This window comes from Amycolatopsis sulphurea, assembly GCF_002564045.1.
In the GTDB taxonomy this organism is placed as follows: domain Bacteria; phylum Actinomycetota; class Actinomycetes; order Mycobacteriales; family Pseudonocardiaceae; genus Amycolatopsis; species Amycolatopsis sulphurea.
Window position 1 is genome coordinate 4,060,933 of the sequence record NZ_PDJK01000002.1, and the last position, 15,932, is coordinate 4,076,864.

Sequence of the window (15,932 nt, forward strand, 5' to 3'; positions counted from 1 at the left end):
GAAGAGGGAAAGTCAGTAGTGGCAAAGAAAGTAGACTGTCTATAAGGGGCCAGCGTCGGACTCGGTAGAGAGGCATGACTCCAAGTTACGTTCGGAGTCGAACGCCTGCACGGTATCGATCAGGTGATTCAGGTGCGCGCGGCAGTGCGGTCCAAATAGGTCAGTACCGCGCGGATGCGGCGCCTCTCGTCCGGGCCGCGGACCCGGGGTGCCGGCCCGCGGCGCGGTCCCGGAATGGATGCTCGCCGCGGGAGTGCGCGTGCATCAGGGCGACCTCGCCGAGCCGGCCGGGTTGTGCACGGGCGTTTCGACGCTGGTGCATCTCGCGGTCCGCATCCTCGGCTCACCCGAAGAATTCGCCCGAGGTCAACGAACGCGGCCCGACTGGTCGCCGAGGCACAGCGGGCGGGCACGCGCCGCATCGTGCACCAGAGCACCTACGCGGTCTACCGCGACGGTGAGCACCGCGCCGTTCCGGAGCCGGGCCTGGAGTTACTAATCCGACCATATAGTAGGCCGACCCCCACCCGGCACGTAACCGTTGCTACGAAGCCAATAGGTCGTGACTGCGGTCGGATTAGCAATGATCGGCACAGTAGGTCTCTCTCTTCGCCGCTGAGCCGTACCCCGGCTGGCCGCGGAACGGGTTCGTGCGTGCGGTGGGGGAATCGTGCTGCGGCCGCACCTGGTCTATCAGCCGGGGGACCGGTTCGTGGCGCCCGCGCTGGTGCGGTGGCTGCGGGCGGTCCCGGCGCTGGCCGACGGCGGGCAGTCCCGTACTTCGGTGGTCTCGGTGACCGACCTCGCCTGTTCGCGCTGGACAGCGGCGCCGGGCGGCCCGGGGAGGTGTTCCACGTGGCCGATCCGCGGCCGGTCCGGATCCGGGAGTTCGCCGACGCCGTGTGCGAGCTGCTCGACCTGCCGCTCGCCGAACACCACCGGCGGACCCGGGTGGCGCTGCCCGGGCTCAGCGAGCACCAGTGGTCGCTGCTGACCCGAGACCACTGGTACGCCGACGATCGCGTCTGGGAGAGCACCGGTGTGCCGCCAGGACCTGGGCTGGCGGTACGGCTCGCCGAGGCGGCGGACTGGTACCGGGAACTGCTCCTCGGACAGGACCGAATACGCACACCGTGACCGTTCGAATTCGGTAAGCGATTTCGAGTATCGGTGGCCATCCGGAATTCATCCGGGTGGCCACCGTTGTTTTTCCGTGGACACCCGATGCGAAAATGACGGTATGTCACGACGTGAACTCGTAGTGCTCGGTTCGGCCAGCCAGACCCCGACCCGGCACCGCAACCACAACGGCTACCTCCTGCGGTTCGACGCCGACGGGGTGCTGTTCGACCCGGGCGAGGGCACCCAGCGGCAGATGACCTACGCCGGCGTGTCGGCGGGACGGCTGACGAGGCTGTGCGTCACGCACTTCCACGGTGACCACAGCCTCGGCCTCGCGGGCGTGCTCCAGCGGCTCTCGCTGGACGGCGTCACGCACCCGGTGCGCTGCCACTATCCGGCCTCCGGCCAGGTGTTCTTCGACCGCCTGAGGTATTCCACCGCCTACCACGAGGTGGCCGAGCTGGTGCTGTCGCCGGTCGAGCGGGACGGCCTGCTCGACGGCCCGTTGTCCGCTTACGCCCTAGATCACCGCATCGATTGCTTCGGCTACCGCTACGCCGAGCCCGACGGCTTTCGCATGCTGCCCGAAGTCCTCGAAGCCGCGGGCGTCCGTGGTCCCGATGTCCGGCGGTTGCAGGAAGACGGAGAGCTGACTGTCGACGGCCGCACGGTCCGGTTGTCCGAGGTGAGCGTGCCGCGCCGTGGCCAGGTCGTGGCGTTCGTGATGGACACCCGGCTTTGTGACGGTGCGTTCGCCTGCGCCCGTGACGCGGACCTGCTCGTCGCCGAGTCCACCTTCCATGCCGAGGACGCGGACCTGGCTCGCCGCTACGGCCACATGACCGCCGCCGACGCCGGACGGCTCGCTGCCGGGGCGGGGGTGCGCAAACTGGTGCTCACGCACTTCTCCCAGCGCTACCCGTACGAGGAGGCCGACCGCTTCGGCGAGGAGGCGGCGAAGGAGTTCGACGGCGAGATCCACGTGGCCCGCGACCTGGACGTGATCCCGCTGCCGCCGCGGCGCTGAGCGGCGTGTCGGGATCCTCCTCGGCAGGGCGGGGATCGGCCCGTGTCAGACTGCCGGGCGATGCACACGCCGTCTGATCTCGCCGACCTGCTCGAATGCGAGCACCGGAGCGTCCTCAAGCAGGCACTCGCCGCCGGGCTGCCGGGTGCGCCACGGCCCGGGTCAGGGCCGGACAAGCTTGCCGTGAAACATGGCCGGGCGCACGAGGCGGCCACCCTCGCCACGCTGCGCACCGAGCGGCGGCACGTGGTGGAAATCGACGAGCAGGACCCGGTCATCGCCGCGAAGGCGACCGCGGAGGCGCTGCGCGGGGGTGCACCGGTGGTGTACCAGGCGGTGTTCCACGACGGTGAGTTCTCCGGCCGGGCCGATTTCCTGTTGCGGGGCGAGGACGGCCGGTACGAGGTCTACGACACCAAGCTCGCCCGGCACGCCAAGCCTTCGGCGGTTGTGCAGCTCACCGCATACGCCGATGCGATGCGCCGCGCGGGCTGGCCGTCCGGTCCGGAGATGCATTTGCTGCTCGGCGACGGCAGCACGCACAGCCTTCGGGTCGACGACTTCCTGCCGCTGCTCGAACGCTTGCGCAGCCGTCTGCTCGCCCGGCCGGCGCAGCTGCCGGAATTGTTGTGGGCCGACGAGCGCCCGGCGTGCACCGGATGTGGGTTCGCACAACACTGCGCATCCGCGCGCGAAGCCGACCGGGACTTGTCGCTGGTCGCGGGGATGCGTGGGGAACAGCGGCGCAAACTGGTCACTGCCGGGCTCGGCACGATCGACGCGCTCGCCTCGGCGGCCCCCGAGGATCGGCCGAGGGACATGTCCGCGGGTACGTTCACCACGCTGCGCGCCCAGGCGGCGATCCAGGTCCGGCAGGACGAAACCGGTGAGCCGGCCTACGAAATCATCGATCCGGCGGCGCTCGCCGAGCTGCCAGCTGCCGACGCGGGCGACGTCTTCTTCGACATGGAGGGCGATCCGTACGCCCTGGCCGGCACCGGGCTGGAGTACCTCTTCGGCGCGGTGACCCCGGACCAGCGGTTCACGCCGTTCTGGGCGCACTCGCGTGCGCAGGAGAAGCGGGCCTTCGAGGAGTTCATCGACTTCGCCGTCGCCCGGCTCGCGGAAAGCCCTGGGGCGCATGTGTATCACTACGCGCCGTACGAGATGACGGCCATCAAGCGGCTTGCCGCGGTGCACGGTACCCGTGAGGAAGAAGTCGACGAGCTGGTCCGCAGTGGCGCGATGGTCGACCTGTACGCCGTGGTACGTAAGGCTTTGCGGGTCGGGCAACGGTCGTACTCGATCAAGTATCTCGAACCGCTGTATATGCCGGAGACGCGAAACGGCGACGTGCAGACGGCCGTCTCCAGCATCGAGGCGTACGAGGAGTATCTGACTCTCTCCGCGGCGGGGGGCACCTCGCATGCAGACGAAGTGCTGCAAGGGATCGCCGACTACAACGAGTACGACTGCGTGTCCACCTTGCGGTTGCTGGAATTCCTCCATCGCGTCCGGGTCGACGCGGGTATCGAGCTTGCCGAGCCGGAGCCTGAGTCCGATGTGGACGCACTGCTGCGGCGTACTGAAGAAGACGAAGCCGCACAACGACGTGCCGAGCGAGCGGCGGCGATGGCTGCGCTCGTCGACCCGCTCCTGGAGGGGTTGCCCGGCGATCCGGCCGACTTCACTGCCGATGACCGCGCCCGCGCGCTGCTAGCGGCCTCGGTGGGGTACCACCGGCGTGAGACGAATCCGGCGTGGTGGGAGTTCTTCCGTCAGCTCGCCGCGCCGGTCGGGGATCTCGAAGTGGACACCACTTGCGCGGTACCGGTTTCGGTCTCCGCCGGCGAGTGGGTGCCGCCGTCGGGGCGGTTGCGCACGGCCAAGCGCACGCTCGTGATCGCGTGCGACCCGGACCGGCCGCATCCGTTCGCGCCCGGTGACGATGTCCGGTTGCGCTACGGCGCGGACGCGCGTGACGCGAAGGTGGTGTCGGCGTCCGCGGTGGAGATCACCGTCGAAGAGAGCAGCGCGCCGGACCAGACTGCGAACGACCGTCCTGTCGCGGTGCTGCCAGGCAGCCCCGTGCGTCCGTCTCCAAAGGACGAAGCAGTCGCCGATTTAGCGCGGCTGGCCGGGGAAACTCTGCCCGCATTGCCCGCGCACCCCGGGGTCGACCTACTGCGCAGGACACCGCGGCTCCACAGTGGACTCCCGCCTGTTGGTGACGATGTGGTTGCCACCGTGATCGAAGCAGTCGACGCCCTGGACGGTTCGGTGCTCGCCGTGCAGGGTCCGCCAGGCGCCGGAAAGACTTACCTGGCAGGGAAACTGATTGCGCATCTAGTCCGATCCGGACGGACCGTCGGGGTCACGTCGAACAGTCACAAGGCCGTGGAGAACGTACTCTCCGCCGCGCTGGGCAACGCGCCGTCGCTGGATTGCGCCAAACGTGCCAAGCGGACGCCGGATCCGTCCGCGCCGTGGGACCAGCCGAAGACCAACACGGCGCTCGCTCGCTGGCGTGCCGAGCACAACACCGGTCACCTCGTCGGCGGCACCGCCTGGACCTTCGCGAACGCTGCCGTGCGCGAGGAACCTTTCGACGTGCTGGTGATCGACGAAGCCGGCCAGTTCGCCCTCGCGGACGCGCTGGCGGTATCCATGTGCGCGAAGAACCTCGTGCTGCTGGGCGATCCGCAACAGCTGCCGCAGGTGGTGCAGGGCACGCACCCGGCGGGCGCCGAGGCCTCCGCACTCGGGCACCTGATCGGCGAGGCCGACATCATCCCGCCGGAGCTGGGATACTTCCTGGACCAGACCCGGCGGATGCACCCCGCCGTCTGCGCGCCGGTGTCCCGGTTGTCGTACGCCGGATTGCTGCACTCACACCCGTCCGCGGACCGCTCTGTCGACGGCATCGGTTCCGGGCTCTACCTGGCTTCCGTGGCGCACCGGGGAAACACGACCCGTTCGACCGAGGAGGCCGCGGAGGTCGTTTCGGTGATCGCCGCGCTGCACGGCCGCACCTGGCAGGGCCGGCCGCTTGCGGACGCGGACTTCCTGGTCGTGGCGCCGTACAACCTGCAGGCTCGCGTCGTCACCCGGGCTTTGGCCGACGCCGGATTCGAAGGTGTCCGGGTCGGCACCGTGGATCGGTTCCAGGGTCAGGAGGCCCCGGTGGTGGTGACCACGATGACGTCGTCGTCCGCGGTCGACCTGCCGCGGGGACTGGACTTCCTGCTCTCCCGCAACCGGTTGAACGTCGCGCTGTCGCGGGCCCAGTCGGTCGCGGTCCTGGTGTGCTCCCCGTACCTGCTGGAGGCCGACATCCGCACCGTCGACCAGATGCGGCTGGTGTCCGGCATGCTCGGCTTGCTGGAGGATGCCGTTCCTTGGCCGGGGTGAGGTGCCGGGTCGGCCCGGTGGGGTGGGTTGGCTTGACGGCTGTGAAGGGGCCCTTCACGGACTCTGAGTCCGTGAAGGGCCCCTTCACAGCCTTCAGCTGGGGGCCGGCATCCGTCGGGAATTCCTGCCGAGGCCCGGGGTGTGCTCCCGCTCCCCGCCGCGCCGCTGGGGGTTCGGCCGACGGCGAGCAGGAGCACCGGGTCCCGTCCCGCGCCTGAGGGGAGGAACGCGCGCGACGGGTGGTACTCGGTGCCGATACGGGGGCCGCCTCGCGGCGAAGGGCACGACCAGGCTCCGGCCGGACCGGTATTCCTGGCAGGCAAGAGGTGAGGCCCGGGGGCACCCACGTACCGACACCCAGTACAACGATCGATCCGCCCGAATGTTCCGACTGCGGACAGTGATCTGAATCGCGACCGTTCGAGTGAGTTCCGAACCCTCGCGGGTTGTGGCGGAACAGGCGCCGAAGAACCCGGCGCAGCACCGCTGACGGAGGCAGCAGGTGGTCTGGTCCACCGGCCCGGACACCGCGCCGAAAACTGAGGTGACCATCGCGCACCGCCTTCCGGGACCTCCGGTACACGCCCGCGCCCCGTCGGGGCTCGGTGCCCGCCGAGGCCTGCCCATCGCCAAGCTCGCCCCTGTGGTCACCGGCTGAACGTCTGTGAAGGGTCCCTTCACGGACTCTGAGTCTGTGAAGGGACCCTTCACAGACCTTGGACGTGGGTGAGGGACGTGGGTGAGGGGCGCGAGGGTAAGCGGCGGACGCCCGGAGTGACCACAATGGACCGCTAACCCCCTGGTGAGTGTTGTGTTCGTCCCGTATCCGGCGCGTGGTCACGTCGGTCCGTTCCTGGCCGTGGCCGCCGAGCTGGTGCGGCTGGGCGTGTCGGTGCGAATGGTGCTGCCGGTGAACCACGCGGGTGTCGCCGCCGCGTGCGAGGTGGCTCCGTTGATCGCGGGCTCCGACCGGGGCGCCCACGTCTCCCTGGATGGGCGTTGGCCATCCGCATTGACCGTTGGCGGGAGCGGAGGCGATCCGCGACGGCGATCGAGCGAACGTTCGGTGGTGAGGTCGCGCGGCGCCCGCCGCGGCTCATCGTCGCCGGGCAGAAGATCCGCGAGATACGCGACTTTTACCGGTTCGTGTACCGGGAGCTGCCGGAGATCCTGGACCGCTACGAGAAGTGGCGGGCCGGGCAGTACCGTGAGCGGGGCGCCTGAACCGGTTGGCACCGGGGCCCCTCGGAAAATGTCCGCACCATATTGACACATGGCCGTGGAACTATCTCTGCCCACGGGTATTTGACGGTTTCGGCCCAGCTGGCTAGGTTGTAAACAGGGGCCTATCCCGCTGGTCGAGATGGAGTTACTCCGAGTGGATGAATCGACGGCCGCGGTGCCCGCGGCGGAGGTGTTCGGCGCTGCGCGGGGGTTCACCTGGCTGCGGCGCGCCGGTGACGGACTCGCCTGGATCGAGAGCAGGCCCAGTGAGGGCCGGGCGGTGCTGGTCGGCTGGCAGCCGGGTACCGAACCCGCGGACCTGACCGAGAAAGATCGGTCGTGCAGCAACGGGGTCGGCTACGGCGGGATCCCGTTCTGCGTGACGCCGGAGGGCGACGTGCTCGCCTGCGACGGCGAGGACCAGCGGGTGCGCAGCCTGCGGGACGGCACCCCGCTGACCCCCGAGGCGGCGGAAAAAGCGTTGCGGTGGGCCGATTTCGTCGCGAGCGACGAGTACTTCTACGCGGTCCGGGAGGACCACCGCCTGCCCGGCCGGATCGCGAACGAGCTGGTGCGGGTCGCGCTTGCCGCGCCGCACGAGCACGTGGTGCTCGACAGCGCCCATGACTTCGTCGGTGCGCCGCGGCTGTCGCCGGACGGCACGCGGCTGGCCTGGCTCACCTGGGACCACCCGCAGATGCCTTGGGACGGCACCACGTTGTGGGTCGCCGACGTTGTCGCCGAAGGCGTCCGCAACGTCGGGCGGGTCGCCGGGTCGGCCACCGAGTCGGTGGTCGAGCCGACCTGGACGCCGGACGGTCGGCTGCTCTACCTGAGCGACCGGCGGGGCTGGTGGAACCTGTACCGGCAGGGCGAGCCGGAGCCGCTGATCGCCATGGACGCGGAAATGGGCGAGCCGCTGTGGTTCCTCGGCCTGCGCAATTTCGACGTCTTCGACGACGGCCGCATCGTGTGCAAGTGGATCGAGCGGGGGTTCGAGCACCTCGGGATCCTCGGCGCGGACGGCACGATCGAGGAAGTACGGACGCCGTACACCCAGTTCCGGTCACCGACCGTGCTGGGCGACCGGATCGCCGTGCTCGCCGGCGGGCCGGAACATCCGCAGACGGTGGTGCTGCTGGATCCGGCCGAAGGCGGTCCCGGCACCGTGGTGCGGGCCAGCGGGGTCACCGCGCCGAGCCGGGTCTCCGTGCCGGAGCCGATCACCTACCCGACCACCGGCGGGGCCGTCGCGCACGCGTTCTGGTACCCGCCGTCCGTGCCTGCCGAGGGGCCGGCGCCGCTGATCGTGAACTGCCACGGCGGGCCGACTTCGCACGTGGTGCCGGTGCTGGATCTGCGCCAGCAGTACTGGACCAGCCGTGGTTACGGGTATCTGGAGCTGAATTTCCGTGGCAGTACCGGATACGGCCGGCCCTACCGGGACGCGCTCAAGGGCGAATGGGGCGTGGTCGACGTCGACGACGCGGTGGCCGGGGCGCAGTACCTGGTCGAGCGCGGGCTCGCCGATCCGGGCAAGCTGATCGTCCGCGGGCTCAGCGGCGGCGGCTGGCTTACGTTGTGCGCCATGGCCTTCCGGGACGTGTTCGCGGCGGGTGGCAGCATGAACGGGGTGGCGGACGCGGCGAAGATGGCCGCGGACACCCACAAATTCGAGTCCCGGTACCTGGACTCCTTGATCGGCCCGCTGCCGGAGGCACGCGCGCTCTACGACGAGCGTTCGGCGATCACCGCGGCGGAGCGGATCACCGCCCCGCTGATCCTGTTGCAGGGCGAGGTCGACGAGGTCGTGCCCGCGGACCAGGCCGAGGTGATCGCCGAAGTGCTCGCCGAACGCGGGGTCGTGCACGAGCACCATGTGTACCAAGAGGAAGGGCATCTGTTCGCCCACGCCGGGAATCTCGTCCACGCGCTCGAAGCCGAGCGCGCTTTTTACGCCAAGCACGTGCTTTCCACCTGATCGATGGGAGTGCCGATGCCCGAAAACGGAGCACCCGCCGGAAGCCTGCCCCGGCTGATCTCGGTTGAGGAGCTGTTCGCCGACCCGAAGTTCTCGTCCGCGTCGATCTCCCCGGACGGCACGAAGCTGGCCTACCTGGCGGAAAAGCACGGCCGGCTGAACGTGTGGATCCGCGGGGTCGACGAGGAGCACGAGGACGCGGTGTGCGTCACGCACACCACCGACCGCGCGGTGAACAGCTATTTCTGGACCGATGACCCGCGCTGGCTGGTGTACCGCAAGGACAGCGGCGGCAACGAGGACTGGCACCTCTATCGGGTGGACCTCGAAGCGCCGGACGAGCCCGCGCTCGACCTGACCCCGCTGGAGCCGGGCGGCCGCGCCATGAGCTTCACCCTGCTCAAGGGCCGGCCCGGCACGGTGCTGATCACGATGAACCCGCGGGTGCTCTATTTCGACCTGTTCGAGGTCGACCTGGCGACCGGGGCCCAGAAGCTGGTGTGGGAGCAGCCCCATCCGCTGGCCAACGTGATTCCCGCGGCGGACGGCACGCTGCGCTTCCGCACGCAGCTCAAGCCCGACGGCATCGTCGACTACCACGCGATCGACCCGGACGGTACCGAACGGCTGATCCTCGCCGAGGGCGGACTGGCGTACCCCGTGGGGCATTACCCGTTGCTGCCGACGCCGGACGGCAGCGGCCTGCTGGTCGGGTCCTATCAGGACGGTGACGACCTGCGCCTGGTGCGGGTGGACGCGAACACCGGGGAGCAGATGGCGGTCGCCGCGGAGCCCGGGCGGAGCGTGTGCGACATGGGCATGTTCACCGAGGACTTCGGGTACCCGCCCTCGGTGATGCTCAGCAGCCGCACGGGCGAGGTGGTCGCGGTCCGGTTCGTCGGCGACCGGCCGGCGCTGAAGGTGATCGACCCGGAGTACGCGGAGATCTTTGCCGAGCTGGCCGCATTGTCCGAGGGCGAGATCTCCTCGGTGTCCTCGGACGAGGCCGAGCAGCGGTGGGTGGTGAGCTTCATCCACGACCGTGACCCCGGCGTCACCTACTACTACGACCGGGCCACGCGCGCGAGCAAGCTGCTGTGCCGTGAACACCCCGAGCTGGATCCGGCGGAGCTGGCGCCGATGACGGCGGTCGGGTTCCCGGCGCGGGATGGCCTGCCGCTGCACGCTTTCCTGACGCTGCCGGTCGGCGTCGAGCCGAAGAACCTGCCGCTCGTGCTGTATGTCCACGGTGGACCGTGGGCGCACGATCTGTGGGGCTACCACAGCGAAGTGCAGCTGATGGCGAACCGTGGTTACGCGGTGCTGCAGGTGAACTTCCGTGGTTCCTCCGGGTATGGGAGGAAGCACATCACCTCGGCGGTCAAGGAACTCGCCGGGAAGATGCACGACGACTTGATCGACGCGGTGAACTGGGCGGTCGAGCAAGGTTACGCGGACCCGAAGCGGCTCGGTATCTACGGCGGTTCCTACGGCGGCTACGCGACTCTCGTCGGGGTGACCGTCACGCCGGACACCTTCGCGGCCGCGGTGGACTACGTCGGTGTCTCCAGCCTGGTGGGCTTCATGGGCAAGCTGCCGGATTTCGTCAAGCCGTCGCTGGTGAACAACTGGCTGGCCTACGCCGGTGACCCGGAGAACCCGGAGGAACGGGCGGACATGCTGGCCCGTTCGCCGATCACCATGGTGGACCGGATCCGCACCCCGCTGCTGGTGGTGCAGGGCGCGAACGACGCCCGGGTGGCGAAGTCCGAGTCCGACGCCATCGTCGAGGGCCTGCGCGAGCGCGGCGTGCCGGTGGAGTACCTGGTCGCCGAGGACGAGGGGCACGCTTTCATCAACCCCGAGAACCTGAACCGGATGTACTACGCCATCGAGCGGCACTTCGGCGAGCACCTCGGCGGACGGCAGTCCGGAAAGGACTCCTGATGAGCGGTCCGTTGTCCGTGAAGGGCCCCTTCACGGCTTGACATTCGGCCAGGGAAACCCGCAGGCGCCTGGGGCCGAGCCTCGCTTGAGGTCACCGGAGTTGTTCGAGTCCTTGGCCGCGTGTGCGATCTCCCCCGCCAGCCGGCACCGATGACGGCGGTCGGGTTCCCGGCGCGGGATGGCTTGCCGTTGCACGGTTTCCTGACCTTGCCGGTGGGTGTGGAGCCGAAGAACCTGCCGCTCGTGCTGAAGGTGCACGGCGGCCCGTGGTGCCACGACATGCGGGGCCACGACCGGTGGCGCAGGGCGCGAATGACGCCCGGGTGGTCCAGGCGGAGGTGGACAACATCGTGGCCTCCCTGCGGGAACGCGGGACCCCGGTGGAGTACCTGGTCGCCGAGGATGAGGGGCGCGGGTTCCGGAACCCGGAGAACCAGTGCGCCTTCTTCCGCGCGGTGGAGCGGCATTCCGCCGAGGACCTCGGCGGACGCGGCGCCTGAGCCGGGCACGGTGAAAGGGGGCGGCCGGCGCGGGCTGCTCCCTTTCACCGTGTGGTCAGCCCCGGGGAGTGGCCGTGGCCACGAACTCGGCGATCGCCGTGGTGAACGCCCGCCTGCTCTCCTGCCAGGCGTAGAACATGTGCCCGCCGTCGAAGTGCCGGACGGTCAGCCGGTCGGCCATGCCCGGGTCGAGCCGCATCAGGTTGCGCAGGCGGTCGGTCGTGTAATAGGGGGTGATCAGGTCGTAGCGTCCGTGGGTGATGAACGCGCGCATGTGCGGGTTCATCGCGAGGCCGTAGCGGAAGTCGTCGGCCGCCCCGCGGGTGGACTGGACGTAGTGGAAGGCCTCGTCGTCCTTCCAGGCCAGGGTGACCTCGCTGTTGAGCAGCCGGTACTCGCGGTCGGTCCGCACCCCGATGTTGACGCGCAGCTGCTGGTTGATCGCGGTGGTGTAGACCGCGCCCAGCCCGGTGAGGGTCGGGTCCGCGCCGTGGAAGTTCGGGCGGCCGGGGAACGGGTCGGACGAGGTGACCGCCGCGTCGTAGCGGCCGACCACTTTCTGCTCGTCGCGCAGCAGTTGCCGCATGAACTGATCGACGGTGATCCGGCCCTCGGCGCGGGCGACGAACTCCGGGTCCAGACCGATCAGGTCGGCCAGCCGGTTCAGCGTGCGTTCGCGTTCGTCCGCGGGCATCGCGGCGCCGCGGGCGAGGAAGGTGGTGTAGTCGCCGGTGGCGAACTCCTCGGCGCCCCGCTGCACTTCTTCGACCGGCGTTCCGGCGGGGAAGGCCCGCGAACGGCCGTGGAACGCGGCCGCCGCGGCCATCGTCGGCACGTAGTCGAGCCACGGCACGATGTCGTAGTCACCCGTGCCCTCGAGGGTGGCGGCGAGGTAGGCGGGTTCGAAGGCGGGGGAGATCAGGATCGTCCCGCAGAGCGCGATCCCGGACTGCTCCTGCAGGAGCCGGGTGAGACGGCCGGCGCGGTACCCGCCGTAGCTCTCGCCGGCGACGAAGATCGGCGAGCCCCAGCGCTTGTTCTCCGAGAGCCAGCGCCCGATCGCCTCGCCCATCGCCGCCAGATCGCGGGCGACGCCGTAGTACTCGTCCGATTCCACGCCCTTGCTGCGCGGTTTGCCGTCCTCGCCCTTCCCGTCGGGCTCGATCACCCGGCTGAACCCGGTGCCGACCGGATCGAGGAAGACCAGGTCGGTGAAGGCCAGCCAGGACTCCTCGTTGGGCACCAGGCGCGGCGGCGACGCCGGCATCGTGCCGTCCGGCGGGAACTCCACCCGCTGCGGGCCGACCAGGCCCAGGTGCAGATAGGCGGAGGCGGCGCCGGGACCGCCGTTGAAGACGAACGTGACCGGCCGCGCCCCGTCGCTCTCGGCCACGTAGGAGGTCGTGAAGACCTCGGCCGCCGGTTTGTCGTCCTTGTGCAGCACGAGCCATTTCGCCGTCGCCGTGTAGCCCAGCTCGCCCCAGGTGCCGGTGGTCGACGCGCCGGCCGGCGGCTCGTGCCCGCCGGTGGGCTGCTTGTCCTCGTCGGTCACGTTCGCGCTCCCTTGATCGTCCGTGATACCTGGATTAGGCCAAGATATGCCCTAGATAAATAGGACACAAGGCATCGGTGTAAACCCTGGAAGCGGACTTGAACCTAGGCTACTATGGCAAAAATTCGGCCCGGGAGGACAGTTTCATGACGGATCTGATCATCCATGGCGCGACACTGGCGGACCTGGCGACGGGCGAGTCCGTGCCGGGATCCTCGGTGCGGGTGGCCGGTGACCGGATCGTCGAGGTGGCTCCTGGACGCCGCCTCACCGGCAGTGCGCCGGCCTTCGACGCCGAGGGCCGCACGGTGCTGCCGGGCTTCATCGACGCACACGTGCACGCCACGGTGTCGACGGCGGGGTGGAGTTCGTGATGCAGGGTGGGGAGGTTGTGCATTCGCCGTCGTGACGGGGGGCGGTGTGCTGGATTCGTCGGTTGGTCGGGTCTGAGGCGGCGAGGTTGCGTGCGTGCTGTCGTGATGGGGGGGCGGGGCGTCGGCTGGTGACCTGTCCCGTCCTCGCCGGAGGTGGAGTTCGCGGGGCGGGGCGGCGAGGTTGTGGACTCGCTGTCGTGATTGGCGGGTCTGGTGGCTCGTGGCGGGCTTGTCCGTTCTCACCTGGGTTTGAGTTCGTGAGGTGGGGTGGGGAGGTTGCGGACTCGCCGTCGTCGGCCGGCGGCTTGTCCGTTCTCGCCCGGGGCGGAGTGTGGGGCGGCGAGGTCGTGCATTCGCCGTCGTGGCTGGGAGCGGGTCCGTCGGCCGGGGACCCGCCGGCGGACCTGTCCGTCCTCGCCGAGGGCGGGTCGCGTTCGTGATGCGGAGCGGGAATGTGTGCACTCGCCGTCCTGACCGGGAGTAGGTGCTCCTGGCCCGGAGCGCAGAGTGCCCGTGGTCGCCGCGCCGGGGCGTGACGTGTTCTCCGCCCCGGCGCGAGCTGGTCAGCGTCCCCGGCAACGTCGGTCGAGGACCCGTGATCAGCAGAGGGAGCCGTGGCTGCCGCGTCATCCATCGACGGCGCCTGCCCTCTTCGTCGATTGCGCCCGGCCGCGGGCGATGCGGAGGTGTTCGAGATGCGCGATCACCTCGCGCTGTGCGCCGGACCTGTCTCGGGTCTGTGAAGGGGCCCTTCACAGACTCAGAGTCCGTGAAGGGCCCCTCACACCGACTTTGCCAACACCCTGGGCGCGAGCTGGTCAGCGCAGCGGTTCGAGGGCCTTGGCGATCGGCTCCAGCACCGCCGGGGTGTGCGGCGGCGGCAGGTAGACGATCGCCAGGTCCACGCCCGCTTCGCCGAGCGCTTCGGCGTTCGCGGCGAGTTTGGCTACGCCCGCTTCGGGGGAGTAGCGCACGTGCGAGGACAGGGTGATCTCGCCCGGATCGCGGCCGACGTCCGCGCAGTGCCGGTACAGCACGTCCCGCTTGTGAGTGAACTCTTCCGGCGTACCGCCGACGAAGTTCCAGTGCTGGGCGTACTTCGCGGCGGTGCGCAGGGTGCGCTTCTCGCCGCTGCCGCCGATGCACAGCGGCGGGTGCGGGGTCTGCACCGCCTTCGGCTCGCAGCGCGCGTCGGTCAGCTGGTAGTACTCGCCGTGGAACGTGGTGGTCTCCTGGGTGAGCAGGCCGACGAGCACCTCGCAGGCCTCCTCGAACCGGTCGCTCCGCTCCTTGACCGGGCCGAGCCGCATCCCGTACGCGCCGGATTCCTCCTCGTTCCAGCCCGCGCCGACGCCGATCTCCAGCCGCCCGCCGGAGACGATGTCGAGCGTGGCGGCCATATTCGCCAGCAGCGCCGGGTGCCGGTAGTGGATGCCGCTGACCAGGGTGCCCAGCCGCAGCCGCCGGGTGGCCTGGGCGAGCGCGGTGAGCGTGACCCAGCCTTCCAGGCACGGGCCGGTCGGATCGGAGAAGATCGGGTAGAAGTGGTCGAAGGTCCAGCCGGATTCGAACAGCTCGATCTCGTCTGCGGCCTGCCAGACCGCGAGCATGTCGGCCCAGGTGGTGTCCTGCGGTGAGGTCTTGATGGCGAATCGCATGGTTCCGAGGGTAGACCTGGAGTACTGTGCCGACCATTACCAATCCGACCACAGTCACGGCCTAATGGCTTCGTAGCAACGGTTATGTGTCGGGTGGGGGTCGGCCTACTTTTGGTCGGATTAGTAACTCCGGTGCGGGTGCCGATTTTTCGGTTCGCTTGCGGGACAAGGATTCCAGCCGCGGCGAGGCTCAGCTCGCCGCGGCCAGCACCTCGAAAACGGCCTCGCGCACGGCGGCGGGCGACTCCTGCGGGATGAGGTGCCCGCAGTCCTCGACCACGACCATCCGGCCCTGCGGCGCGGCGGACATCAGCTCGCCCGCGGCGCGATTGAAGATCGGCCGGCTCTTCGTCGTGCCGCGGTCCACGCGACCGGCTTGCAGGCACACGGTCGGTACGTCGGGCGTGCCCGTGGCCTGCAGCTGCTGCAGGAGCGGCAGGGAGTCGATGATCTGCGCGGCCTCCCGCCGTGCGGCGCGCAGTGCCCGTCGGGAACTGAAATCGCGCAACATGATCGCGCCGTCTGCGGCACTGATCTCCGGGGACATGCCGTGGGGGAGGACGATTCGCCCGATCGGCCCTGTCGCGCCGACCGCGGCCAGCGCGCCGAATACGCGGAACGAGGTCGCGACGAGTCTGGCCGCGCCGGGCGACATGACCTCGGCCAGCGTCGCGTCGACGAAGACCAGCCCGGCCACCCGCGCCGGGTGCCGGTCGGCGAACAGCCGGATGATCGGCCCGCCCCAGCTGTGCCCGACGAGCACCACCGGCGCGGTTTCGCCGAGGGCGTCGAGCAGCGCTGTGAGGTCGTCCGCGAGGCGTGGCAGCGAGCGGTCGGCGTCATCGGGGTCGCTGCCGCCGTACCCGGCCCGGTCGTAGCCGAGCGTGCGGGCTCGCGTGGCCACCTCCCGCTGGGTGTGCACCCACTCGGCGGCCGGTGCGCTGATCCCGTTCTCGAAGACGACCAGCGGCTCCGGCCCGGCACCGGCCACCACCGTGCGAAGCCTGCGCCCGTCCGGGAGCGTGACGAACTCTTCGGCCAGGCCTTCGCCCGGATCCAGTTGGTGTGTCATGATTTCGGGCCTTTCCGTGTGGCCGGCGAGGCACCTGCGCCCCGGTGAGCAGCCGGTGCGCGGA

General features: G+C 69.7%; 12 protein-coding genes. 8 read left to right on the forward strand and 4 right to left on the reverse strand.

What is annotated here, in order from left to right; genetic code table 11:
• Positions 1-693: 693 nt before the first annotated feature.
• Positions 694-855 carry a hypothetical protein gene (locus ATK36_RS32470; RefSeq protein WP_170069889.1) on the reverse strand — a complete coding sequence of 54 codons (162 nt, stop codon included), beginning with the start codon at positions 853-855 and terminating at the stop codon, positions 694-696.
• Between ATK36_RS32470 and ATK36_RS24775 the strand changes: the two genes are divergently transcribed.
• From ATK36_RS24775 to ATK36_RS33820, 7 genes are all read left to right on the forward strand, one after another.
• Complete coding sequence (locus ATK36_RS24775) at positions 856-1,137, forward strand: hypothetical protein (RefSeq protein WP_098513682.1); 282 nt, start codon at positions 856-858, stop codon at positions 1,135-1,137.
• 103 nt (positions 1,138-1,240) lie between these two features.
• Entirely contained in the window at positions 1,241-2,149 is a 909-nt protein-coding gene (locus ATK36_RS24780) for a ribonuclease Z (RefSeq protein ID WP_098513683.1), read from the forward strand.
• 60 nt (positions 2,150-2,209) lie between these two features.
• The gene (locus ATK36_RS24785; protein WP_098513684.1) at positions 2,210-5,560 is read left to right on the forward strand and encodes a TM0106 family RecB-like putative nuclease; all 3,351 of its coding nucleotides are present in this window, start codon (positions 2,210-2,212) and stop codon (positions 5,558-5,560) included.
• Between the two features lie 999 nt (positions 5,561-6,559).
• Positions 6,560-6,784: a hypothetical protein gene (locus tag ATK36_RS24790; RefSeq protein WP_098513685.1), complete on the forward strand. Its 225-nt coding sequence runs from the start codon at positions 6,560-6,562 to the stop codon at positions 6,782-6,784.
• A gap of 154 nt (positions 6,785-6,938) precedes the next feature.
• Positions 6,939-8,765 carry a S9 family peptidase gene (locus tag ATK36_RS24795; protein WP_170069890.1) on the forward strand — a complete coding sequence of 609 codons (1,827 nt, stop codon included), beginning with the start codon at positions 6,939-6,941 and terminating at the stop codon, positions 8,763-8,765.
• 15 nt (positions 8,766-8,780) lie between these two features.
• The gene (locus tag ATK36_RS24800) at positions 8,781-10,712 is read left to right on the forward strand and encodes a S9 family peptidase (RefSeq protein WP_098513687.1); all 1,932 of its coding nucleotides are present in this window, start codon (positions 8,781-8,783) and stop codon (positions 10,710-10,712) included.
• Positions 10,713-10,981: 269 nt separating this feature from the next.
• A complete protein-coding gene (locus tag ATK36_RS33820; protein ID WP_245915108.1) occupies positions 10,982-11,212 on the forward strand; it encodes an alpha/beta hydrolase in 231 nt (76 codons plus the stop codon).
• Positions 11,213-11,267: 55 nt separating this feature from the next.
• On the opposite strand, the gene ATK36_RS24810 is transcribed toward ATK36_RS33820, so the two are convergent.
• Complete coding sequence (locus tag ATK36_RS24810) at positions 11,268-12,764, reverse strand: S10 family peptidase (RefSeq protein WP_098513688.1); 1,497 nt, start codon at positions 12,762-12,764, stop codon at positions 11,268-11,270.
• A 146-nt stretch (positions 12,765-12,910) separates the two neighbouring features.
• Here ATK36_RS24810 and ATK36_RS24815 point away from each other — a divergent pair, with 146 nt between their 5' ends.
• Positions 12,911-13,138 carry a hypothetical protein gene (locus ATK36_RS24815; protein WP_098513689.1) on the forward strand — a complete coding sequence of 76 codons (228 nt, stop codon included), beginning with the start codon at positions 12,911-12,913 and terminating at the stop codon, positions 13,136-13,138.
• A gap of 818 nt (positions 13,139-13,956) precedes the next feature.
• Here the strand turns inward: ATK36_RS24815 and ATK36_RS24820 are convergent.
• Positions 13,957-14,796 carry an LLM class F420-dependent oxidoreductase gene (locus ATK36_RS24820; RefSeq protein WP_098513690.1) on the reverse strand — a complete coding sequence of 280 codons (840 nt, stop codon included), beginning with the start codon at positions 14,794-14,796 and terminating at the stop codon, positions 13,957-13,959.
• Positions 14,797-14,986: 190 nt separating this feature from the next.
• Positions 14,987-15,868 carry an alpha/beta fold hydrolase gene (locus tag ATK36_RS24825; RefSeq protein WP_098513691.1) on the reverse strand — a complete coding sequence of 294 codons (882 nt, stop codon included), beginning with the start codon at positions 15,866-15,868 and terminating at the stop codon, positions 14,987-14,989.
• Positions 15,869-15,932 lie beyond the last annotated feature (64 nt).